Genomic DNA, 24,880 nt, shown 5'->3' with positions numbered 1-24,880 from the left:
TGATGGTTTGGTTATTAGATGCCAACTTGCTGCGCCGTAACGCAGAGCAGGGAGAGTGTTTATTGTTGGTTCGACATGGCGGTGGTTTACCTATTGCACGTTGATTTGCTCCACGGTAGTACGGGTAGCAGGGTAGACTGTTATTTGTAGAACCGGGCATAATGCGTGAAAGTACACCACCCCCTCTTATGCAAAATCTAACATTCCCATAATTTATGTAGTTTTGCGCCACTGCGATACAGCTACCAGGCGTCCCTGCAAGCTGTCTACTAGAGCCGCAGCATAGTAATCATGAAGTACGAGATTGGAGATAAGATATTACTGCTTCACTCAAAAGAAGAAGGTACCGTTGTAGACATCATCAACGATAATATGGTGATGGTAGAGATAGGTAAAGTGACATTCCCGGTGTACCTGGATCAGATCGATTTCCCTTATTTTCACCGCTTTACAACCACCCCTAAGAACGGCAACCCACCTGCCCGCAAGGCCGGTTTCGATATCAAACCCGAAAAGAAAACGGATACTTTCAGAATGGACAAAGGGGTATTCCTCTCTGTACTGCCCGTATTCCGTGTAGAAGGATATGAGGAAAATATAGAACAACTTAAGTTTCACCTGGCCAACGAGACCAATAGCGCCTGGAAGTTCCATTTCCAGGTATACCTCAACAACCAGCTGGAACTGGAGATGAAAAATGAGATTCAGCCCTTTGCAAATTTCTACCTTAGCGACCTTCCTTTTGAGGCGCTGAACGACGGACCAAGGATAGAATTCACCTTTTATCCGAAGGAACCAGATCCTAAACTGGCCCCTTCTTTCCAGAAAACCTGGAAGATAAAAACCAAGCAGATTTTCCAGCAACTAAGTGATTTACAAGCCAGAAGAAACGCTACTTTAAGTTATTTGCTGTTCGAAAAGTTCCCGCCAAAGCCGGAAAAGTCAGCGAACGATTTCGATACCTCGTCTATTGGTAAGTTCGCTGCAGGCAGCAACACGACGACGACGAACAAAGGTGTTCCTGAAGTGCCAATGACGCCTAAGTACGAGCTCGATTTGCATATTGAGCAATTGACACCGGATTGGAAGGGGATGAAGAACATTGAAATCCTCGCTATACAGCTGAATGAATTTGTACGGTATCTTGAACTGGCTATATCTCATCACCAGCATACCATGTTTGTGATTCATGGGGTAGGAAAGGGCAGGCTCAAGGATGAGATTCATATGATCCTGAAGGATAATCCCGATGTAGAAAAGTTTGTAAACGAATACCACCCAAGATACGGGTTTGGAGCGACGGAGATATTCTTTAAGCATTCTTAATTGAATGGCGTTCAGCAGTTTGAATGTAGCTAAGCCGGAAGAAAGCCATTTTTCGGGTTCGGTGATCTACATATAGAAAGGCAACAGGATTTTGAGTGACTGCATCAACGCTAAAGCAGCAGGAACCAGTTAATTAGAATCTACAGCAATGCAACAGGGTTTTGAAAGACCGGCATCTACTGCAAGTAGTAGGAATCCGGGTGATTTGCATCCCCCGGCAATGCAGGAGAATCCAGATGATCTGCATACGTCTAAGCAGCGTGTACCATTTGATTTTTGAAATTAGAAAATTCCAACTGCTACAAAGACAGATTTTTATATTTTTGCAAAAACTACAAACCGTGCTATCGTTCCAGGCAACTGGTAAGGAAAGTCCGGACAGCATAGAGCAACGCACCACCTAACTGGTGGGGACCTGTTCATCTTATCCTGGATAAGACGCACAGGTCACAGAAAGTGCCACAGAAAATGACCGCCTTGTCTCGTACAGGGTAAGGGTGAAAATGTAGGGTAAGAGCCTACGTTCTGGAATGGCAACATAACAGAAGGGTAAACCTTGCGTGCTGAAATGCCATGTATACGGTCAATGAGGGCGGCTCGTCCAATGACCGAGGGTAGGCAGATACAGGTGACGTGCGAACGTCATCGCAGATAAATGATAGCATCAGTTGTCGCAAGACAGTTGAACAGAATCCGGCTTATAGGTTTGTAGTTTTTGTTTTTCCCTTTCATTATTTCCAGTTCATTGTTATTAGTGATTGTTTATAAGCAGAGAAGTGCATAATTTGTTTCCAGGTAGAGAACTTCAAAATCGCATATAAGCAGAAGGTCATAATTGTTTGCTAGTCAATAATTTCCTTAATTGTTTACAACCAGATAATTTCAATATCTGTATACAAGCAAAGATGGTCATTTAGTGTTTCACAACAGATAATTCATATCTGTATAAAGGCAGAGAAGTTCATTTAGTGGTTCCAGGCAGATGACTTCAAAATTGTATATAAGCAGAAGTTCATTAATTGTTTGCTAGTCAATAATTTCCTTAATTATTTACAACCAGATAATTTCAATATCTGTATACAAGCAAAGATGGTCATTTAGTGTTTCACAACAGATAATTTCATTTGTCTGTATTCAACAAATAATTTCAATACTTGTATACATCCACCTAATTTCAATAATTGTTTACTACCAAATCTAATATACCCAATGAATCAAAAAGACGAAAGAACCTGGGCAGTGATCATCAGCCTTGGCGGTATTATAGGCATGACAATTGGCTGGTTTTCACCTGTTGGCAATATTATAGCTGTACTGATCCTTTGGCTCATCAAAAGAGATCAATCCTCCTTGCTAAATGCCATGGGTAAAGAAGCCCTGAACTTCCAGATCACCATGAGCATCCTTGTACTGATCGTGAATTTCATTTTCTTTATCCTTTCCGCTATGTGGACCTTCAGCACCTTCTTCTGGACAAGCTACTCATCCGGGTTCCATTTCAGCGCATTCAAAGGACGAAATAATATTGTTTTCATCATCAATCTTATCTTTTCTATTATTGCTGCTGTACGGGCAAATAACGGAGAGCTGTACCGATACCCATTTAGCTGGAGAATAGTGAAGTAATAAAAACATTCAGGGAGACTATAGTAAACCATTCTTTGATAAGATCCGTGCCTGGCTGGATGAACACGAAGATTCTTCCCTTGTTCATATTGTAGATTTAAGATGTTTTTCCACTTAAACTTACTGTCCGTTTTTCGGGAAGTATTATAGATAAACATGTGCCTGATAGCTTGTTAGCTAAAGCAAACACCTGTGCAAATAATCAATGGGATAAGCTGGAAATACTTTTTTCAAACGGAAACATAGATGTCGATAATAACTCGACAGCGCGTGCTATCCGTCCAATTACATTATTTAGAACTCATTTCGTAATTACCATTTATGTATTGATTATCAATTCAAAATGCCTGTTTATGAAATGAGTTCCAGAAAAAACTCCCTTTTTGCCAGTAATGAACATGGTGGTGAAAGGGCTGCATTGTTTATTCTTTTATTTGCCCTTACCAGGTATGAAGGTTAATGTTGGATTGTAGATAAACTCTTCCACTGTTTTCTTTTCTTTTCTTCCATTTGACATTTGATAAGTCTCACTTGCATAAAATCTTATTGTATCTCCATCCTCACTTATTGTTGCATACATGAAGATATTATATATCTCAAAATCTCTTCCCAACAAATATTCGTGTTTAATTTCGCCTTTTTCTACAGTGAACCTATCTGCAGAACCTACGTTATGAGATACAATATTATTTGATATTGAGTCGTATATTCTCATACTATAATAAACGAAACTACTATCTGTAAATCTCATGGCATTATAGCTAATTTTATTAAAGGGCGGGGCCTGTGGAGGATCTGTATGAACATACTTATATACTCCCCATTTATTAGACAGCAATAGGTGAATTATTAATTAAAGAATCAAATCTATTACTACTATTATAACCTTTTTCTTTTTTTGGTTCTTTTTTTCTTTTTGTTGATATCTGTGGATATGTGGATAACTTATCAGCTGCTCCATAAACCTCAGCAGGAGTCTTATATTCCAGGCCTTGATGTTTTCGTTCCCAGTTGTAGAATTCCACATACCTGTGAATTCCCTTGTATAAATCCAGCGTACTATCATAAGCATTGAGATAGATATTCTCATACTTGATGCTACGCCAAAATCGCTCGATTGTGATATTGTCTGTGGCTCGTCCTACTCCATCCATGCTTAGGCGAATTTCAGCACTTAATACAGCTGTTGTAAAGTCTTCACTTGTAAACTGGCTGCCCTGATCCGTATTTAAGATCTCTGGTGCTCCATAAATAGAAATGGCCTTTTCAAGCGCTTCCAGACAAAATTCCACTGTCATGGTATTGCTGAGTGTCCAGGATAACAGATAGCGGCTATTCCAGTCTATAATCGCACACAGGTACATAAAACCCTTCGGCATTGGAATATAAGTTATATCCATACTCCAAACCATATTATTCCGGTCTATTTTCAGGTTCCGAAGCAGGTATGGATATGTTTTGTGCCACTTACATGCCTCACTTGTATTAGGGGCGGGATATATGGCCGAAATATCCATTTTCCGCATCAATCGCCTTATCCGCTTCACATTAACATGTAGCTCTGGTGTACTCAGATGTTTTGCCATGCGCTCTGCCCCAAAATAGGGATGTTCCAAATGCATACGGTCTATCTGCTCCATCAGCTCCAGGTTTAATTTGCTTTCTCCTTTGGGCTCATGGTAATGGCTGCTACGAGATACTTCCAGCAATTGACACTGACGTACAATACTGAGCTCACTGTCCTCCTTATTTACTAAAGCCATCTTTCCAGTTTTTCCCAAATGCCTGCTCAGATTTTTTTTTCAACCAGTCGACCTCTACCTTGAGTTGACCGATTTGCTTATATAGTTCGTCTTTTTCTTCCTGATGATCTGAGGCATCGCTACCTGCCTTCTTTCCCTGGTCAAACACATCCTCTGACCCTGAAAGCAGTTGCTTCTTCCACTCAGTTATCTGAGTAGGATGTATATCATACTTCTCGGCCAGCTCTGCTAAGGTCAGCTGTTCCTTTAAGGCTTCGATAGCTACTTTCGCTTTAAACGCTGCATTGAACTTTCTTCTTCCCTTGTTCATATTGTAAATTTAAGATGTTTTTCCACTTAAACTTACTGTCCGTTTTTAGGGGAGTATTATATACCAACCAGTTAATTTTATTCTATTATCAAAATTAAAATTGCTCTTATTGATTGTATAATAAGAAGTCCAAATCGAGTCATACTGAGCTGCAGTAATAGTTCCTTTATTATAATTTCGAAGCCCCCTGCTAACGTCCATATATCTTCGGCTACAAGAGATTGCCAGTGTAAGTATTACTAATAGTGCCGGATAAAAATATCTACTCTTCATTTTCGCCTATGTTAAATGAAATTAACTCTATTGTGGATAGTAGACTGCATTTAAATAATCCAGGAAAACCTGCTTCCCAAAATCAGAGTTGGTGATATGCCCGCCGTGTGATCTATTCACACTATCTGCTGGTATTCCATCTGTTACAAAGTAGTTGTAATAAGTACCTTCCTCTTTGTGTGGCCAGATCTGAATTGCATATTGGTCATATAAGTGGACTCTTTTTATGCAGTCGCAATGTACTTTTAGCAGCTTCCTTTTTATATTATTAGCTACGTCGACATCCCAATCAAAGGTTCTTAATGCGGAATCCAGGTCAGCTGGCATTTCGTTTACATTTAAAGATACACGACCGTACTTTTCTATTTTGAAGGCAATTTCCCTATTGTCTTTTGTAGTGCAGTTTTGTTTAAAGAAAATCACCAGATCGGCAAAGGCAGATTCATTATCAATAAAGTTCCGGGTCCATTCATCATGGGAGTTTTTGAGATCTAAAACGCTGTCGCTGGTTAGTTGAACGTATTCATAGTACCCGGCTACTAATAGGCAGAGAAGGACAAGGGATATTAATAAGAGTTTCTTCATGGGTACTATACTGACATATTTCACTTATTAATAAATATAGGCATGAATGTTATTTAAATCTGCCGTATCTATATTAGAGAAATATTCCTTAAACCAAGCAAAGTTAGAGAATATTAGAACTCATTTCATAAATAGGCCTTTATGATTGATAATCAATACTTAGGGTCTGCTGAATAAGTTCCCGATCTGTTATTTTTCATTTTTACACCGAATCGATTTACCCTTCTTAATGTCTCAGATACCGGGATATAAATTGTGTATCGGATCTATTCCCCATTGTGGTCAAATAGCCCTCCTTTACCAGCCAGTAATAGATCTGCAGTACTGACAACAAAGAACCTGCTGCCAGTTTAAGCAGATTCATAACAAAGTATATAGACATCACCCAACTCTCAGCTGTATCCTTGAGGCGGGCCTTGATTTTGCCCAGTCCATATGCATTTTTCCCCTGTCCAAACTTCCCTTCGATCGCATTTCGTTCCGGCATCTCCTTTTGCAATAATCGCTTTTGCTCCTTACTATTTGATGAGGGCCGACCCAATGGCTTGCCCACATAACGGATCCCTTTTCCACTCATGAATCGTCTGTTTTCACGTGTGCCGAACAACTGATCTCCCAATACACGCTCTGGATAGCACCCAAACAAGCGTTTATATGTTTCAAGGCTTTCGGTCAACAATGAACCTTCATTGTAATTATCCCAGCTCAGTTTTTCTATATGGGTGTAGCCATCTTTCAACATCACCAGTTGTTTGCTGCCAAACTCAGTTGATACACGGTCTTTACCTCTCGGTATTGGACGTACATGCGGTTGATAGATACTTACAATCCGATCCGATATTTTATGCTCTCTATTCTTATACATCTCTGCCTGCTGACGATACATTTCCTGGATCACCCGTATTAACCTCCAGTCTTTCATTTTCAGCACCCCCTTGAAATTAGCTTCTGATTCTATCAGCCAGTTGATGTACTTTAAATCTCGTTTAACATATTGTAATTGCTGTCGGATACCTCTGCGTATATCTCGTTTGCTTTTGTTCTTTTTTTTGGCAATGTTCAAATATTGCTTCCTCGCTATTCTCCGATACATGCGCGGCATCACCAGTTCTGCTACCTGACATCCCCGCTCTATCATCCTTTCCAATTGACGGCGACCCTCATTTAATAATTTGATATCTGTTGGATATTCGATCTGTTGCTCTGACACTGTCGCATCTAACATGACTGTTCCTGATAGCCCATCAGATGACTTTCCTTTTACGCTCTCTGTATGCTCATTCAAGACATTGTTATTACTCTTTCCACCATTCCCATCCTGATCATCCTCACTGCGGGTATCCGCTGTTTTCTCTTCATTCGCTTTGATTAGTCCGGCTTCCTGCAAAATAATCTCATTCAATCTGGACATCACATCTATGCCTAATCTTTTTCTAATACTGACCATCAATGATGCATCAAAGGGAGCCTCCTGTTGAAAACTGCTTAAGCCTACAAAATATTGCAGATATATATTTTCCGTGATCTGCTCTACTACCTCCCGATCATCTATGTTAAGTATATGTTTGATGATCACTGCACCTATTACCATCCGGGCACTCAATGTTGGAGCACCGAAATCTGCCCGCATTTTTTTATAATACACGTCCGCCAGTTTGTCCCACGGAATCTTTGCAGCTAGTATAACCCATCGGTTTGTAGTGGATAATTGCTGCGAAAAAGGAGTTGAAAATCCTTCTAAGGTTAACTGTTTTGCAGGAGTGTAACGTATCATTGCTGCATGATTTTGAAGATGAATCTTTCAATATACAAACACTTCTACAGCAAAAAACAAGCCACATCATATTGATTAACAATGTTTTATTACTATATCAGCAGACCCTACTTAAATGGCAATTATGAAATGAGTTTTAGAAGATTGTGGTCATATCTGACCGTCTTTAACCAATATATTTCACCCCAACCTTGCGATAGCAAATCATTTTCCATCATGAAACTGAAGGTAATACTTTGATCATTATCCAGTATCTACAATTGAATATACTGTTTTTAAACGGATGAATAGATGTCGATAATAACCCGACGGAACGAGCTATCCGTCCTATAACCCTATTCAGAAAAACTCCATTTTTTCCAGTAATGAACATGGAGGGGAAAGGGCTGCATTGTTTTACTCCCTCGTAGAATACTGTAAGCTGAACGGTATTGATCCATTCGAGTACTTACCGCCAAACGGCATGAAAACTATTTTCAAATAACAGCATTCAGGAAAACCGGTATTCACCAACAAAAACGAATACCGTTTCCCATAAAAAAGGGCGTTTGCTACCAGCAAACGCCCTTTTCGTTTATTATTTCACCTGCCTTACCCTTTCTTCACCTTCATCACCTTCGCCTTCTTCCCCAGTTTCTCCACCTTCTCCGGCTTCAATGTACCCGCCAGTTTCAACGCACTATACGCATTCACCAAACCACCGGTAGCAGACAAATCTGCAAACGGTACCAGGATATTTCCCTGACCAGGTTTATTCACTTCTTTCGTTCCATCAGGCAACGGACCAGCTGATTTCAGCAATACATACTTAATCTGCTCCGCACTTAAATCAGGATAATAAGACCATACCAGCGCAGCCACACCCGCTACTACCGGGCATGCCATACTCGTACCACTCAAACTCCCATATTTATTTCCGCCAGGCAGGGTGGCATAGATCTGTACACCCGGTGCAAACAGATCCACCGTGCGCTTACCATAATTGGAAAAGCTCGCAACTTTCGCGCCTACCTTCCCATTGCTGCTGGCACCTACCGTAATGACGTTACTGGCCGTACCACCATTCAGGAAATCTGCATTCGGGTAGTTCTCCGCACTATCTACATTCTTGCCATCATTACCTGCCGCATGAATCAGCAGTACATTGTGCGCTGCCGCATACTTAAACGCGTCATCCACCCAATCCTTATGCGGAGAGAATGATTTACCAAAGCTCATATTGATGACACGCGCACCATTGTCCACCGCATAACGGATAGCCAGTGCCACGTCTTTATCACGCTCATCCCCATCGGGTACCGCTTTCACCGCCATGATCTTTACATTGTCGGCCACGCCATCCATACCTACACCGTTATTCCTGGCAGCAGCAATGATACCGGATACGTGGGTGCCATGGAAACCAAACTGACCCATTACGTCATTGTTACCGTAATACCGATCGTTGATATCGTTGATATTGTCACCTACGATCTCTGCCCGCTTCGCGTTGGGGGTGTAGTTATCAGAAATCTCCGCTTTCTTTCTCAGGTCTTCGATGTACTCTTCGAACTCAGGCTTGAAATCAGCATAACTGATGGCAGAATCACCTGTACTTTTGAACAGGCGGATCATAAAATTCTTCGCCACCATTACATCCTGGTCGGTAGTCTGGATGCTGTCCAGTTTCGGTACATCGTAATCATTCTTATCCAGGTACTTCGTGAGCAGGCTGCTGGCCCTGTTTACGTTGTCCTGCAGTTTCAGCATGGCTTTATAAGTGGTCTTACTTTCCGTAGAAGGTTTCGCAATTTTAGCGGATACTTTCTGCCAGTAAGCGTATTCTTTTGAGTTGTGGTCCAGTGCGGAATCCGGGTTCTTATATTTATCCTTTAAACGCACGTATTCGCGGGTAGCTTCGTCGGAGTCATCTTTCAGGCTACGGCCATCTTTACCTCCCAGGAAATTCCAGCCATGAACATCGTCCACATAGCCATTCTTATCATCATCGATCCCATTTCCCGGGATTTCTTTGGGGTTTGTCCATAAAATGGACTTCAGGTCCTCGTGCAGGGTATCGATACCAGAGTCGATCACGGCTACTACGAGTGGGGTGCTTTTCCTGCCTTTTAGCAGTTCTGCGTAGGCGCGCTGCACGCTGGTGCCGTATACGCTGTCTGCAGCATAGTCGAGCAGGTGCCAGTTCTTAGGTACTGCGTTCCCCTGAGCATAGGCTGAATTAGTTGTAAGTACAGTCATCATTGCAACACATCCTGCCATGACTGCCATTGCTCCGCTAGATTTCATTGGTCTGTTTTTTTTCACAATAAGCATACAATACGAATACCATAAATGGTTAAAGGTAAATTAAAGTGTAATGGACCAATATAAGACGAATTGGTGAAGGGGGAAAATAGAATATTATGATCTGCAGAATGATGGGGTAGATGGGGGGAAGTCCCTATACATAATAAAAATAAATCAAATATTATAAAATATTTTTCATTATCTGACGTTGTGCGCTCTTCTTTGGAAAGCAGCTACGGGCACAGCAATAAGGTGTTTTTTGGCCTAAACTGCTGAATTATAGGTGATGAAGTAGCACGAAAGTAGAATATGAAATTCCGGAAAAAAGTGTAATATTTAGAGCTGGAAGAATAATTAGGAGATTCTCCAATTATTTTTCTCATAAGCATGGTTTCCGTTTAACGAAAAAGCGAGGTTCTCTAACCTCGCTATTTTTACGCCAATTTTTCTGCTCAAATAAATGGCATGTCTCAATGCCTGGGTTGTCGAACCCTGATAACCTCTATAACGGTTCTATTACAAAATTATTTTATATCATTGCCCGTCTTTTACGCAGGTAAATACCTATGTGTCTTCACTTCGTCTATTCTTAGATATGTACATTATCTCATCACTAATAAGGCATTAGTATATCACTTCAATATCGATTGGATATAGAAGTGATATACTGGTGATATGTTGGTGTACTTATAATGTACTTAGGTAACAAAAGACGGAGCCTGTTCGGGGCGGCAAAAAAGGGGGGCGGATGGGATTTGATTTAATGTAAATACTCTTGCTGATTGAAGGATAGAGTTCGAATTAATGTAAAAACAGGCTCTGCCGGTACGGAAAGGGTATTTACTTTAAAAAACAAAAGTGGATTTGCTGGTAGGAGAATGGGGTTCGAATTAATGTAAAAAGAGGCTCTACCGGTACGGAAAGGGAATTTACTTTAAATACAAATGTGGATTTGCTGGAAAGAGGATGGACTTCACTTTAATATTAAACCTATTTGCCTTTAAGGAACTTAGCCTACCCGGATAAAGAATTTACTTCCTTTAAACAAAAGAATGTCACAAAAAAAGCGCATTCACCTTTCGGCAAATGCGCTTTACTTTATAAAACTCTTAAAACTTATTATATTATTAGCATCGATTATCAATCACCAACACCTAAAACAAGACAAGTTCCAATTGCGAATTAAACTTAATCCCCTCTGAATTGATTATCAATCATCAACAGACAAGTTCCAATTACGAATTAAACTTAATCCCCTCTGAATTGATTATCAATCACCGACAGGCAAGTTCCAATTACAAATCAAACTTAATCCCCTGTGCCAGCGGCAATTGGGTCGAATAGTTAATCGTATTCGTCTGCCTCCGCATATAAGCCTTCCATGCCTCTGAACCACTTTCCCTGCCACCACCAGTCTCTTTCTCACCACCAAATGCACCCCCGATTTCCGCACCAGAGGTACCAATATTCACATTAGCAATACCGCAGTCAGATCCCGCCTGGGAAAGGAATGCCTCCGCCTCGCGCAGGTTCAGGGTCATAATAGAAGAAGACAAGCCCTGCGGCACCCCGTTCTGTAAAGCTATCGCCTCCTCTATGGTCTTGTATTTCATCACATACAGGATCGGCGCAAAGGTCTCATGCTGTACGATTTTATAATGATTCTCCACCGCTGCAATACAAGGCTTTACATAACAACCGGAAGCATAATCGCCCCCGGATAATACGCCACCTTCTACCAGTATCTGCCCGCCCTCTTTCTGTACTTCTGCAATTGCATGTTCGTACATCTTCACCGCAGCTGTATCGATCAACGGGCCTACATGGTTATTTTCATCCAGGGGATTACCAATCTTCAACTGTCCGTAGGCTTTGACCAGTTTCGCCGTAAATGCATCATACACGCTTTCGTGAATAATGAGACGACGGGTGCTGGTACAACGCTGTCCGGCAGTACCTACCGCGCCAAATACACACCCGATCAGAGACATATCCAGGTCCGCATCTTTGGAAATGATGATCGCATTGTTGCCCCCCAGTTCCAGTAAGGAACGACCCAGGCGACCCGCGACTTCTGCCGCTACCGCCTTACCCATACGGGTAGAACCGGTTGCAGATACCAGTGGAACCCGGGGATCTGCGGCCAGCCATTCACCGGCATCCCGGTTGCCGACCAGCAGGCAACATACCCCTTCCGGTACATTATTCGCCTTTAACACCTCCTGCATAATCTGTTGACACGCGATAGCAGATAAAGGGGTCTTCTCTGATGGTTTCCAGATGCATACGTCGCCACATACCCATGCCAGCATGGAGTTCCAGCTCCATACCGCAACCGGGAAATTGAAGGCGGAAATAATTCCTGTGATACCCAGGGGATGCCACTGCTCATACATGCGGTGCCCCGGACGTTCTGAATGCATAGTGAGGCCGTGCAACTGACGGGAGAGTCCAACTGCAAAATCACAGATGTCGATCATCTCCTGTACTTCGCCATAACCTTCCTGCAGACTTTTACCCATTTCATAAGACACGAGCTTGCCCAGTGCCTGTTTATTTTTACGCAGTGCTTCTCCTACCTGTCTTACGACCTCGCCACGACGTGGCGCTGGCCACATACGCCATTCTTTGAAGGCAGCTGCGGCTGTTTCAACGATTGTATCATAGTTTGCACGACTGGCCGCAGTGACCTGTGCAATGTGTTTACCATCTACCGGGGAATGGGCGTCTATTACTGCGCCATCAGCTTTCAACCACTGGATGCCTGTGCTGACACCGCTGTTTTGGGATGAGATATGAAACTGGTTAAGAATGTCTTGTATCATGGTGCAAATATATGTTTTTAAGGAGCTGCGCGAAGCTGTTGCTCTTGAGTAGCTGAAATGTGTTATTAGGAAGCTGCGCCTGGTTATTGTTGTTCAGTTACTGGAAATGTACTATTAGGAAACTGCGCCAATCGCTCCCTGTTTTGGTGCAAATTGGAAATTACGCTTGAATAATCCCATTTACCTTGCTGTTCAGTTACTGGAAATGTACTACTAAGAAACTACGCGAATCACTCCCTGTTTTGGTGCAGATTTATAATTACGCTTGGTATAATCCCTTTTACCTTGCTGTTCAGCTGCGAGAAATGTACTACTAAGAAGCTACGCGAATCGCTCCGTGTTTTGGTGCAAATTTATAATTACGCTTGGCATAAAAGTCCATTTTACCTTTTTATATCTACTCTAAAATTAAATCCCTTTTACCGCTGCGTCTGCGAACTATACGTACTCTCAAAAATCCTGTCCGCATTCCCCGCCTCAAACCCTTCTCTTCTATGCTCTCTCTTAATCTCACTTAAAGGTAAATGCGCAAACTGTGGCAACACCCTTCTCTCCGCAAACTCCACATAAGACCCGGAGATCTCCTGTGTCACATTCCCTGCAAACTTTGCCGGGATCATCTTCGCCACCGTACTACTCTGTAATAACAAATGATCCGGGCTTTCCTTGATCTTTCCACCTGCGTCATTCAATTTAAACCCATTCCGTTCCAGGAATGCATTGAAATCTGCTACGGTATTATACCCTGCAGGCAGGTTCTGCAAACTGATGGTAAAATGATTCAGGTAATACCTGTTGTAGATCACCCAGGCAGCATATTCGCTCTCCGCTGCCAGCGCCTTGTAATCTGCCAGGGAAGGAGTTTTCCATAGCGCACTATGCAAAAACAGGTCTACCTCAGGGCCATTATCCAGGTCTAATTTTGTAACCGGGTCCACTTTCACTTCATCAGTATAACTGGTAATGATCCGCTGTGCATCCTCACTCAGATCCTGTACCCGCAGCTCACTGATAAAAATGCGGGGATACTTCGGTTCCGATGGTGCATACCAGTAAGCATCCAGTTTCTTTTCGCTGAAATGATATTGTGCCTGTTTCGTGTAACCGTAATGCAGGAAGATCTTCTCCAGGGATTGAATACCCAATTGAGGCACACCGATTGTCCGGAAGGCAATGTGATCATTTTCAATGTCATCTGCAATCTGAATGAGATCTTCATTGATCATTGCGGCGATAATGGCGGCGACGTCAGGAACACGCTCCTGATACCGTTGCATCAGGCCGTTCAGTACATAGTCTAACATAACTCAGGTTTAGTTTTGTGGAATCGGGGTAAAAGTAGGTTATTTTAGGAGCGAACGCCGCGGATGGGGCCGAAGCGTTCGCTTGTATTTTTTGTAAAACTTCAGGTAGCTGCAGAAATGTTCGCTTGTGACATTTGTGAAACTTCCCGTTAGATGGTCAGACGTTCGTTCATATCATTCGTCAAACTTCAGGGTAGATGCCGAACCGTTCGCTCATATCATTTGCCAAACTTCCCGTTAGATGGTCAGGCATTCGTTCATATTATTCGTCAAACTTCAGGGTAGATGCCGAACCGTTCGTTCATATCATTTGCCAAACTTCCCGTTAGATGTTCAGCCCTTCGCTCATATCACTCGCGCAACTTCCGCTCACCCACCACACCATTCACCTCCATCAATACTGTTCATTATCATTCGGGAAATCCTTCGCTTTCACATCATTAATATACTGCCTGGAAGCACCCAAAATCGTCTCGTACAAATTCAGATACCGGCGCAGGAACCTTGGCTTAAAATCCTTATTAATCCCCAGCAAATCATGCATCACCAGCACCTGCCCATCCACATACTTACCCGCCCCAATACCAATGATCGGGATCCTTACACTCTCCGCCACTCTCTTAGCCAGCATAGCAGGGATTTTCTCCAATACGATCGCAAAGCAGCCGGCTTCTTCCAGCAGTTTCGCATCGCGCAGTAGCTTTTCTGCCTCCGCATCATCCGTAGCGCGTACGGAATAAGTACCGAATTTATTAATCGACTGTGGTGTGAGCCCCAGGTGACCCATGACCGGCACACCGGCAGATATAATACGTTTTACAGATTCCAGTATCTCCTCACCACCTTCGATCTTTACACCATGTGCACTGGTTTCTTTCATGATGCGCACGGTAGACATCAGGGCTTCCTTGGAATTCCCCTGGTAAGTACCGAACGGCAGGTCTACGACTACAAAACAACGCTTGATAGCCCGTACTACCGATGCCGCATGATAAATCATATGGTCCAGGGTAATAGGCAGGGTAGTTTCATAACCAGCCATGACGTTTGCTGCGGAGTCGCCCACAAGCAATACATCCATCCCGGCATCATCAAAGATGCGGGCCATGGAAAAATCGTAGGCGGTGATCATTGAAATCTTTTCCCCTTCATCCTTCATCCGCTGAAGGATGTGCGTTGTGATCCGCTTAACTTCTTTGTGCGTAGACATCTCTTATCGTGTTGTTAAAAAAGGGTGGTAAGGTAGGGAAAATATTTAAATTGAAGTGATTTCTCCGTAAAGTGACTGGATCAGGCCGTCTGCCAGCCCGATTTTTGGTACAAAGATCTCTTCTGCATTCGCCCAGCGCATGATGTTCACATAGATCTGCAGGGCCGGCACAATCACATCTGCCCGGTCTTCCCTTAAATTATAGAGGTGGATTCTTTCTTCGACAGAGAAACTGCTGAATTCCTTGTAGTAATCCTTCAGCACGTCGAGGGTGAGAGGTTTCCCTTCCTTGCGTTTGGAAAGGGAAAATACCTTGTTGATATTACCGCCGGAACCGATCGCTGTAACAGGGCCAAGGCCTTTGAGCTGTTGCTTGATGATATCCTTCATGTTCTGCCAGTGAGCTTCAGGCACCTGTTGCTGGAGCAGGCGGATAGTACCGATATTGAAAGAAGTCTTGTGTACGAGTGTGTTCCTGTTGAAGATGGTGACCTCGGTACTACCACCACCTACATCTATATACATATAGGCGCGTGACTTGTCGAGACTCTCGGCTATGTGGCTTTCGTAGAGAAAAGAAGCCTCTTCCTGACCGGATATAATTTTGATGTCGATACCTGTTTCGCGTCTCACATCCTCAAGGATAGCGGTGGAATTGGCGGCATCGCGCATCGCGCTGGTGGCGCAGGCCTTCAGGTATTTTACTTCGTAAACTTCGAGGAGGAGTTTGTAAGCCTTGATTGTACTGACCAGGTGTTCTGCCCTTTTAGGAGAAATAGTGCCGGTGCTGAAAACGTCAATACCCAGCCTTAAAGGCACGCGCACCAGGTTGACTTTCGTAAAGTCCATACGTCCCTGACTGTTGGGCGATGCCTCTGAAATCAGTAACCGGGCGGCGTTAGAGCCTATGTCAATAGCAGCAAGCTTCATAATGGGCAAAGATACTTGTTTATCTTTTATACGTTTGATCAAATCATTCAAATCACCGGCGATGTATCAACCGCAATTTATTGGCCTTCGCATTTCATCAACAAAAAGCAGTTTAAAGCCGTTCTGCATTTCATCAAAGAAAACACGCTTCGCCTGCAATTCGGATTTAATCCGGGTAAAACCTGCTTTGATACAACTCCGGAGACGTGGCCTGTAAGCCAGGCCAGCTTAAAAAACTACCATCTATTTATACTGCTTCTCGTGCAAATACTTAAAGATCTCTATCTGTGACCTGATCTTCTTGCTCCCCTCATGCTTGTACTTATTATTCTGCTCATTGTCCAGTATCCTCGCTTTCACATTCCCACTGAGCTGGATCGCCAGGATATCTTTAATTTCCTGCTGGATAGCAGGATCAAATATCGGCACCGCTACTTCCACACGATGATCGAGATTACGCACCATCCAGTCGCAGGAGGAAATATATACCCCACCCCTGAAAACGAATGCCCTGGCATGTTCCAGGTATTCATCCACGATACTGATAGCTGTAATATCCTTCTTCCATTTCTTGTTTTCCGTATATGCACAACAGATACCCCTGATGATCATCTTCACATTCACGCCTACACGTGCAGCTTCGTACAGCAAATTGATCATCTGCGGATCTGAAAGAGAGTTCATCTTAATGATCATCTCTCCGCCACTCTTATTCTTTGCCAGCTTGATCTCTTTTTCAATCATCTTTATGAAGAATGATCGCATGCTGATAGGGCTTATGGCCAGTGTCTTACAGGCAGCAAGGATCTTCGGATCGTGCTTCGGACTTTCGAGATAGGAGAACACCCGGTTGATGTCTGCAAGGATGCTCCTGTTCGCCGTGAGCAACCAATGGTCGCCATATACGCGGGCTGTCTTTTCATTCAGGTTACCGGTAGCGACAAAGCCACACTGGATGGTCTTGGTACCGATCTTCTTTTTGATCACGCACATCTTGGCGTGCACTTTCAGACCCGGGATACCAATCAGCACTTTCACCCCTTCATCTTCCAGGCGGGTCTTCCATTCCAGGTTATCTGCCTCATTAAAGCGGGCACGTAATTCGAGCGATACCGTCACCTGTTTCCCATTGCGCACCGCGTTCACGAGGGCGTTCACGATCCTGGAATTACGGGCCAGCCGGTAAGCGGTGATCTTGATGCTCACCACATTCGGATCGATGGCGGCTTCACGCAGCAGGTCAATGATGGTATCGAAGGAGTGGTAAGGCGTGTGGAGCATTACATCCTGGCCCTGGATCACGTGCATCACGCTCGTAGCTTCGGCGAACAAAGGATGCACAAAGTTTTTGCGCAGTGAGCTGGTTTTCTCTGCAAATACGGCGTTCGGGAAATCCATAAAGTCCTTGAAATTATGGATCCGTGCACCGGGAATCAGGTTATCGCCAGGGGAGAGGCCCATACGGCGCATCAGGTATTCGAGCAGCAGGGGATCGATGTCCTTGTCATAAACAAAGCGAACCGGTTTCCCTTTACGACGGTCTTTCAGGCCTTTTTCGATCTGGTGAATGAGGCTGGTAGAGATGTCGTTATCAATATCCAGTTCCGCATCGCGGGTCACCTTGATGATGTGGGCGTTGAACTTGTCGTAGCCGAAATAAGTGAAGATATAAGGCAGGCAGAAGCGGATCACATCTTCGATGAGGATGATGTCTTTTTCGCCTTCTTTGGAGGGCATGATGATAAAGCGGGGGAGGACAATGGTGGGGATCTCTATCAGCGCAAATTTCTGCCTGACAGAGTTGTCCTGCCGGGCGAGAACGATCGCCAGGTAAATAGATTTATCGCGCAGTAATGGAAATTGCTGGATACTCTCGATCATCAAAGGGATGATGTTGGTACGCACTTCTTCATTAAAATAGCTGAGCACGAATTTCTGTTGTTCTTTGCTCAGGTTTTTTTCTGTACGGATAAAGATCTTTTGTTCTTTGAGTTCATCGACGATCCCATCCCAGATGCGGTCAAATTCACGTTGCTGGTCAATAACGAGATCATGGATATCATCAAGGATCTGTTCGGGGTTTTCTTCGAGGTGCATGCGGGCAGATTTGCCTACCTGGAGCATTCTGCGAAGGGTGGCTACGCGTACGCGGAAGAATTCATCCTGGTTATTCGAGTGAATACCGAGAAAACGGATCCGCTCATGTAATGGTACACTGGGGTCAGCTGCTTCCTGTAATACTCTGGCATTAAAGGCGAGCCAGCTTACATCCCGGGGTATCATTTTCTTTTTTTCTGGCGCATTTTTCTTGCTGTTCGTCTTTTTTTCCATCTCCGGATCTTGAGTAAAAGTATCTAAAGGCTCACTTTTGGACAATCGCATCTTAAAGGGCAAATTAACGGTGCAGGTTATATGATATATAACCATAATCACAACAATACCAGATTTTGAGGAAAATCCAATGTTAAATTTGTGATACTATACTTAAAGATAAGGAATTGAGCGTTAATATCTGCGAATGGCTGGAAGGCCTGCTGCGGGCCTTAAAAAACAAAACCGCTCAGACCAGGAGGCCTCAGCGGTCGTATGAATATCTTCCTTGAATTTTATTTGGTAGTGGCTTGTTGTTTGCCTTTATTATATACCGGCAATGCGACCAGGCTGGCAAAGCCAATCACAATCACCATCAGTGTCTGCGCCAGCCACACGATCCAGCCAAAGGCGTAGCCGGTGGTGGCATGGATACCGTATAAGATCAGCGTTTGCTGTACCAGGATCTGGTAAGCGCCGATACCGCCCTGGGTAGCGATCATCCCGATGCTACCAAAGCACAATACGGAAAGTGCCGCACCGATACCCAGTGAACGGGTTTCGTCCATACAGAGGAAACCGAGGTACATCATGGTGAAGTACAGCACCCATATAAACAGGGAATAGAAGATGAACCAGCCTTTTTTCTGCATTTTGCCGATGGAGAGCACCCCTTCCCATACGCCTCTGAAGATGGCCTTGACCTTATCACCGATTTTAGAACGGGCGATGAGGCGGAAAGCGATATAAGCCAGTACCACCAGCACGATGAGAATGCCTGCCAGGATCCAGGTGCGGTTACCGCCGGCTTTCGCCTGTAAAGGTTCCCAGATGTTCCGGGTAAAGAAGATCCCGACAATATCCAGCTGTAATACGACGGTAATGAGCATGAGGAGCATGAGCACCAGCATATCCACGGCTCTTTCGGCGATCATGGTACCTACCAGTTTCTCCGCAGGGATATTCTCGTAGCGGGCCACGAGGCCGCAACGGGTCACTTCTCCCAGGCGGGGGATGGCAAGGTTAGCCAGGTAACCGACCATTACTGCGAAGAAAGTATTCAGGGTACTGGGATGATAGCCCAGTGGTTCCATGAGTAATTTCCAGCGTACGGCACGATACCAGTGGCTTGCAATACCTACGAAAATAACGGGGATGATAAGCCAATAATTGGCTCTGCGGAAGCTACTGATGATATCTTCCTTTTCCTGTGCAGTTAGATTGTGCGTAACCAACCAGATCAAACCTAAACCTATCGCTAAAAATATTGAGAAATTGATAATAGTTCTGAGCGATTTGGGCATAGAAGGTCTGATTTAGGGGGTTTCAGCTTACAATTTATTATTTTCTTTCGGAAAAACAGCGATAGGTGTATGTTTTTTCGCGGCTTCGAAATCCATTGTACAATAGGAGATGATGATGACAACATCACCTACGGCACAGAGGCGGGCAGCCGGGCCATTCATACATATCAGGCCTGAACCTCTTTTGCCTTTAATAACATAGGTCTCCAGGCGTTCGCCATTATTCACGTTTACTACCTGTACCTTTTCGTATTCGATCAGGCCAGCCGCGTCCATCAGATCTTCGTCGATCGTGATGCTACCAACATATTGTAAGTTGGCTTCCGTGATAACTGCGCGGTGTATTTTACACTTTAATACTTCAATCTGCATAACGTAATTCTGCGTGCGGCTGCAAAGTTACGGATAAATAAATGAATGTGACAAAAGGTGATCAGTCTCATGTAAAGGGCTGACCTAATTTAAAAGGCGCGGGCCATTCGGTCCGCGCCTTTTAAAAATCTACAATAGCATGTTATCAATCAAGCGCACGCCACTACTCACTTCTTTTGCGGCTACGACCGCGTACAAAGGCGTGACGCCGGCGTTCTCCGGGAATATGACTGAGCCATCTTCCAGGATGCTGATCAGTTCTACATAATCCACTTCAAATCCATTGGCTGTCAGTTCCTTCACTGCATTTTCCTTCAGCGTTTTCAGGTTCTCTTTTTGATACTGGCGCTTTATTTCAGACAAGCCTTTATATAAATGCAGGGCATTGATACGTTCGGTCGCATTCAGTCTCAGGTTACGACTACTCATGGCCAGCCCGTCATTTCCGCGCACGGTAGGGCACATGACCAGTTCCACATGCGACTGGATGATTTTGAGCAGGCGGTTTATCACCAAACATTGCTGCAGATCTTTCTGGCCCATAAACAGCTTATCGGGCTGCACCAGGGTCAGCAAACGGTGTACTACCTGGCCCACGCCCTGGAAATGCCCGGGTCTTGCTGCGCCTTCCAGCACTGTTTCCAGGCTGCCGAAGTCATAATGCATTTTGGCAGTCAGGCCATCCGGGTACATTTCCTGCACAGATGGCAGGAACAATACATCACAGCCTGCCTCCGTCAGCATTTGAACATCCTGGTCGATGGTAACCGGGTATTTTTCGAAATCTTTCGGATCATTGAACTGCGTGGGATTTACAAAGATGCTGCAAACCACCAGGTCAGAATTTTCTTTTGCCGCGTTGATCAGGGAAATATGTCCCTGGTGCAAAGCGCCCATAGTTGGCACAAAACCAATGTGTTTCCCCTCGTTCCGGGCTGTCGTTAAATGCCGTTCCAATTCTTCTTTTCTCTTGAATAAATACATAATTTATTGCTTAAAAGGATGTTAAAAGTGCCAATTTGTCTTTTGTTCCGGTAAAAATCCGTAATTTTGCAAACCAAATTTAAATTTACTGGATTAATATCAGCATTAGATGTCCACAAAGAAACGAATTCTTTTTATTGCTCAGGAGATGTCGCCTTATCTGGAACTGACAGATTATGCGGCTATGGTCAATAAAATGGCAATTAAGTCCAATGAGTCAGGACTGGAAGTGCGGGTGATCATGCCCCGTTTTGGCATTATCAATGAGAGAAGGCACCGGTTGCACGAGGTGGTACGATTGTCAGGCATTAACATCGTGATTGAAGGAGATGATTACCCGTTGATTATCAAGGTGGCGTCGTTGCCTAATGCCCGTTTGCAGGTGTATTTCCTTGACAACGAGGACTACTTTAAGCGAAAAGCGTTATTTACGGACGAGAATGACCAGTTCTATGATGATAACGCGGCGCGTGCTGTATTTTTCTGTAAAGGGGCATTAGAAACGGTGAAAAAGTTCGGTTGGCCTCCTGACATCATCCACTGTAGTGGTTGGATGACTTCCCTGATTCCCTTGTACCTGAAAACGGCTTACAAAAAGGAACCAGTATTTGCACATTCCAAGGTAGTATACTCTTTAGAGCCTAATTCCTTCACTGAGAACCTGGGTGCCGGCTTTGTTAAAAAGGCGACCATCAGCAACCAGATCAAGGATAAGGACATTGAATTGTATAAGGAAGGTACCAACACCGCCCTGAACAAGGGAGCTGCTAAATATGCGGATGCGGTGGTAATGGCCGGCGAAATGGCAGATACGAAAGTGGTAGATGAACTGAAAGCTGATAAAGCGAAGATCGTGCTGCCCTACAAGAATGAAAATGAAGATTTGGCTGATTATCTGCAACTGTATTCACAGTTGCTGGGTAAATAAGGCAAAACTTTTACCTTATAAAAAGGATGCATCACGTGGTGCATCCTTTTTTTTATTTATGACAAATCATTTTCACCTACCTTTGCGTTTCAAATTCCTAACTCCGCTATTTTAACCCGCTTTAACGAATATTTTCCCTATTAAATCGCTGGAATATAGTTAGATTACTTATTTTTGCCCCAGTTTACCATTAGGCATACCACCAAATGACTAAAATATGGTAAATTGTACTAGATTTACTAATCTTAAAGCCGAAATTCAATTATTTTATGCCTTATTTATTTACCTCCGAATCAGTATCCGAAGGACATCCGGATAAAGTAGCCGATCAGATATCAGATGCATTGATTGATAATTTCTTAGCCTATGATGCAACTTCCAAAGTTGCTTGTGAAACATTGGTGACTACCGGTCAGGTGGTGCTGGCTGGAGAAGTTAAATCCGAAGCTTACCTGGATGTGCAGGAAATTGCGCGTGAGGTAATTCGCAAGATAGGGTATACCAAAAGTGAATACATGTTCGAGGCTAACTCCTGCGGTATCTTTTCTGCTATTCATGAGCAGTCTCCGGATATCAACCAGGGTGTGGAGCGCAAGAGCCCGGAAGAGCAGGGTGCAGGCGACCAGGGTATGATGTTTGGTTACGCTACCAAAGAGACTGAAAACTATATGCCGCTGGCACTGGATCTGGCACATAAACTGCTGATCGAACTGGCTGCGATCCGTCGCGAAAACAAAGAAATCACTTACCTGCGTCCGGATGCAAAGTCACAGGTAACCATCGAATATTCTGATGATAATCAGCCTATCCGTATCGACACTATCGTGATCTCTACACAGCACGATGATTTCGCTGCAGAAGATAAGATGCTGGCTAAGATCAAGGAAGATATGATCAACATCGTTGTTCCCCGTGTAAAGGCACAGCTGAAGCCAGCACTGCAGGCACTGTTCAACGACAAGATCACTTACCACATCAACCCAACCGGTAAATTCGTGATCGGTGGTCCTCATGGAGATACTGGTCTGACAGGCCGTAAGATCATCGTAGATACTTATGGTGGTAAAGGAGCACACGGTGGTGGTGCGTTCTCTGGTAAAGATCCTTCCAAGGTAGACCGTTCAGCTGCTTATGCGACCCGTCACATTGCGAAGAACCTGGTTGCTGCAGGTGTAGCTGATGAAGTACTGGTACAGGTATCTTATGCGATCGGTGTGGCTAAGCCTTGTGGTTTATTCATCGATACACGTGGTACTGCCAAAGTAAATATGAAGGATGGTGAGATTGCACGTAAAGTAGAAGAGATCTTCGACTTGCGTCCTTATGCGATCGAGCAACGTTTGAAACTGCGTAACCCGATCTATAGCGATACAGCTGCTTATGGTCATATGGGCCGTGAGAGCAAGGTTGTAACCAAGGTATTCAACAAGGGTAAGAAGCATGAGAAGAGTGTGGAAGTGGAGTTGTTCACCTGGGAGAAACTGGATTATGTAGAAAAAGTGAAAGCAGCGTTTGGTCTGTAATTAGCTTGTAGATATTGATAAAAAACCCGCTTTTGCCGATGGCAAAAGCGGGTTTTTTATGGCGGCTAGGTTACCAATGTCATGCTGATAAGGGCAGGTGCGGGCCGATGTATTTGTTGAATGCCTTGAGAGGATTTCTTATTAAAAAGTAATAAGTAAGATGATATATTTTAAACGAGTCGCCGGTTAAAGCAAGCGCCAGTTTAGGATGCCCCTGGCGATAGCGGCGCTCTAAAACAAATACTGCCTTTATTTCAGTCCAGTCATAATAGTCATTATTGATCCGGATACCCTCGTCTTTGATCACAATTTTATGCCAGCCAAAGATGGAGGATAGGGTCTTATGAAACCCCTTTATCCAGGCTGCTAACAGGCTACACAAGATCAAAAGAAGGACTAGCAGCCATATCATCGGGTCAATAATGAAGCAGATAGCCATAAGCCACCATAGTAGCCGCACATTTATTAAATGCCGAAACACCTTTTTCCCAGGTTTATATTTCCCGTTGTTTACAATCTCCCGTATGTCCCTGGGACCATAGGAGGATGGGATACTTTCCTGGTAAAGTTTATCGTATAATCTCTTATTGGGCTTTGCTGCTATTACTGGGTCAATGAGTAGGTATGGGGCCATGTAAGTATCGAATTCCTGGCGCCATTTCTGCTTCCATCCTTCATAGTAAAAGAGTTTATACACCTTGAAGCCTCTTCCCTTTACAATAAGCACTAATTTATTCATTTCCCGGCTGTTACGACGTGCACGATGCCGGATTAGGAAAACATGTTGCAATTGCTCCCATGAATATGTATCATTTTCTATCACCAATCCATCTGCAAACATCCTGATCATATGCCTGGCAAAGAGCCGGAAATTTATCTTCGGGATTTTCAATATTGCGATGATGAGGGCTAAACAGAGAAGGCCAAAGTACCATTTTATCATAATTGTCGAGAGACCCAGTACTAACAGGATAAACCCATCAGCCATAGAAGCTATAGATTTAAGCTGCCCCTGCCAGGTATCTGTAAAAGTCTTCTCTCCGGCAGGCAGCGGGAAGTTACCGTCATTCCTGATTTCCCAGGCATCGTCAAAGTCTCCAACCAGGTCTTTGAGACCGGGTCTCTTCAACAACGCAGCTTTGTACAGCTGATCAAATGATTCTACATCTTGCATTGCATGGTTTCATAGGTAGATGAGCGTGATAGGTTGGCATAACTCATCATGGATAATAATTCTCAAACGCTTG

The 24,880-nt window shown here is 43.8% G+C and carries 20 protein-coding genes and 1 other RNA gene; 6 read left to right on the top strand and 15 right to left on the bottom strand.

Annotated elements, in window-relative coordinates:
- The first annotated feature begins 291 nt into the window (after window positions 1-291).
- The 4 genes from U0033_RS03865 (at window position 292) to U0033_RS33220 (ending at window position 3,314) form a co-directional block, all read left to right on the top strand.
- Window positions 292-1,326, top strand: a complete 1,035-nt coding sequence (locus tag U0033_RS03865; RefSeq protein ID WP_072364119.1) for a Smr/MutS family protein — start codon at window positions 292-294, stop codon at window positions 1,324-1,326.
- A 331-nt stretch (window positions 1,327-1,657) separates the two neighbouring features.
- Window positions 1,658-2,043: RNase P RNA component class A (rnpB, locus tag U0033_RS03860), an RNA gene on the top strand.
- A gap of 492 nt (window positions 2,044-2,535) precedes the next feature.
- Complete coding sequence (locus U0033_RS03855; RefSeq protein WP_072364118.1) at window positions 2,536-2,952, top strand: DUF4870 domain-containing protein; 417 nt, start codon at window positions 2,536-2,538, stop codon at window positions 2,950-2,952.
- 158 nt (window positions 2,953-3,110) lie between these two features.
- Entirely contained in the window at window positions 3,111-3,314 is a 204-nt protein-coding gene (locus U0033_RS33220) for an IS66 family transposase (protein WP_072364117.1), read from the top strand.
- A gap of 68 nt (window positions 3,315-3,382) precedes the next feature.
- Here the strand turns inward: U0033_RS33220 and U0033_RS03850 are convergent, their stop codons facing one another.
- The 14 genes from U0033_RS03850 to panC form a co-directional block, all read right to left on the bottom strand.
- Window positions 3,383-3,703 (bottom strand): hypothetical protein, encoded by a 321-nt coding sequence (locus tag U0033_RS03850; protein WP_143150864.1) that lies wholly within the window; start codon window positions 3,701-3,703, stop codon window positions 3,383-3,385.
- 76 nt (window positions 3,704-3,779) lie between these two features.
- Entirely contained in the window at window positions 3,780-4,715 is a 936-nt protein-coding gene (locus U0033_RS03845; RefSeq protein ID WP_322518471.1) for an IS3 family transposase, read from the bottom strand.
- The gene (locus U0033_RS03840) at window positions 4,699-5,025 is read right to left on the bottom strand and encodes a transposase (RefSeq protein ID WP_072366377.1); all 327 of its coding nucleotides are present in this window, start codon (window positions 5,023-5,025) and stop codon (window positions 4,699-4,701) included. The genes U0033_RS03845 and U0033_RS03840 overlap by 17 nt, the downstream gene beginning before the upstream one ends.
- Window positions 5,026-5,325: 300 nt before the next feature.
- Window positions 5,326-5,883, bottom strand: coding sequence for a hypothetical protein (locus U0033_RS03835; RefSeq protein ID WP_072366839.1), 558 nt, complete (start codon window positions 5,881-5,883; stop codon window positions 5,326-5,328).
- A 226-nt stretch (window positions 5,884-6,109) separates the two neighbouring features.
- Window positions 6,110-7,657: an IS5 family transposase gene (locus U0033_RS03830; RefSeq protein ID WP_322518427.1), complete on the bottom strand. Its 1,548-nt coding sequence runs from the start codon at window positions 7,655-7,657 to the stop codon at window positions 6,110-6,112.
- A 591-nt stretch (window positions 7,658-8,248) separates the two neighbouring features.
- Entirely contained in the window at window positions 8,249-9,943 is a 1,695-nt protein-coding gene (locus U0033_RS03825; RefSeq protein WP_072358265.1) for a S8 family peptidase, read from the bottom strand.
- A gap of 1,295 nt (window positions 9,944-11,238) precedes the next feature.
- Window positions 11,239-12,768 carry an L-piperidine-6-carboxylate dehydrogenase gene (amaB, locus tag U0033_RS03820; protein WP_072357522.1) on the bottom strand — a complete coding sequence of 510 codons (1,530 nt, stop codon included), beginning with the start codon at window positions 12,766-12,768 and terminating at the stop codon, window positions 11,239-11,241.
- 419 nt (window positions 12,769-13,187) lie between these two features.
- Window positions 13,188-14,072, bottom strand: a complete 885-nt coding sequence (locus tag U0033_RS03815; protein ID WP_072357523.1) for a DUF1338 domain-containing protein — start codon at window positions 14,070-14,072, stop codon at window positions 13,188-13,190.
- Window positions 14,073-14,466: 394 nt separating this feature from the next.
- Entirely contained in the window at window positions 14,467-15,282 is an 816-nt protein-coding gene (panB, locus tag U0033_RS03810; protein ID WP_072357524.1) for a 3-methyl-2-oxobutanoate hydroxymethyltransferase, read from the bottom strand.
- A gap of 45 nt (window positions 15,283-15,327) precedes the next feature.
- Window positions 15,328-16,212 (bottom strand): Ppx/GppA phosphatase family protein, encoded by an 885-nt coding sequence (locus U0033_RS03805; RefSeq protein ID WP_072358267.1) that lies wholly within the window; start codon window positions 16,210-16,212, stop codon window positions 15,328-15,330.
- 243 nt (window positions 16,213-16,455) lie between these two features.
- Entirely contained in the window at window positions 16,456-18,594 is a 2,139-nt protein-coding gene (gene ppk1 / locus U0033_RS03800) for a polyphosphate kinase 1 (RefSeq protein ID WP_083571366.1), read from the bottom strand.
- Between the two features lie 224 nt (window positions 18,595-18,818).
- The gene (locus U0033_RS03795) at window positions 18,819-19,826 is read right to left on the bottom strand and encodes a lysylphosphatidylglycerol synthase transmembrane domain-containing protein (protein WP_072357525.1); all 1,008 of its coding nucleotides are present in this window, start codon (window positions 19,824-19,826) and stop codon (window positions 18,819-18,821) included.
- A 27-nt stretch (window positions 19,827-19,853) separates the two neighbouring features.
- Window positions 19,854-20,198 (bottom strand): aspartate 1-decarboxylase, encoded by a 345-nt coding sequence (panD, locus tag U0033_RS03790; protein ID WP_072357526.1) that lies wholly within the window; start codon window positions 20,196-20,198, stop codon window positions 19,854-19,856.
- A gap of 129 nt (window positions 20,199-20,327) precedes the next feature.
- A complete protein-coding gene (gene panC, locus U0033_RS03785; protein ID WP_072357527.1) occupies window positions 20,328-21,182 on the bottom strand; it encodes a pantoate--beta-alanine ligase in 855 nt (284 codons plus the stop codon).
- A 109-nt stretch (window positions 21,183-21,291) separates the two neighbouring features.
- On the opposite strand from panC, the gene U0033_RS03780 reads away from it, so the two are divergent.
- Complete coding sequence (locus U0033_RS03780; RefSeq protein ID WP_072357528.1) at window positions 21,292-22,110, top strand: glycogen/starch synthase; 819 nt, start codon at window positions 21,292-21,294, stop codon at window positions 22,108-22,110.
- Window positions 22,111-22,379: 269 nt separating this feature from the next.
- Window positions 22,380-23,633, top strand: a complete 1,254-nt coding sequence (metK, locus tag U0033_RS03775; protein WP_072357529.1) for a methionine adenosyltransferase — start codon at window positions 22,380-22,382, stop codon at window positions 23,631-23,633.
- 79 nt (window positions 23,634-23,712) lie between these two features.
- Here the strand turns inward: metK and U0033_RS03770 are convergent, their stop codons facing one another.
- Entirely contained in the window at window positions 23,713-24,807 is a 1,095-nt protein-coding gene (locus U0033_RS03770; protein ID WP_072357530.1) for a hypothetical protein, read from the bottom strand.
- Window positions 24,808-24,880 lie beyond the last annotated feature (73 nt).

This window comes from Chitinophaga sancti (genome assembly GCF_034424315.1).
Taxonomy (GTDB): domain Bacteria; phylum Bacteroidota; class Bacteroidia; order Chitinophagales; family Chitinophagaceae; genus Chitinophaga; species Chitinophaga sancti.
The sequence above is the reverse complement of the archived record's forward strand: the minus strand, read 5'-3'. Positions and strand labels throughout refer to the sequence as shown.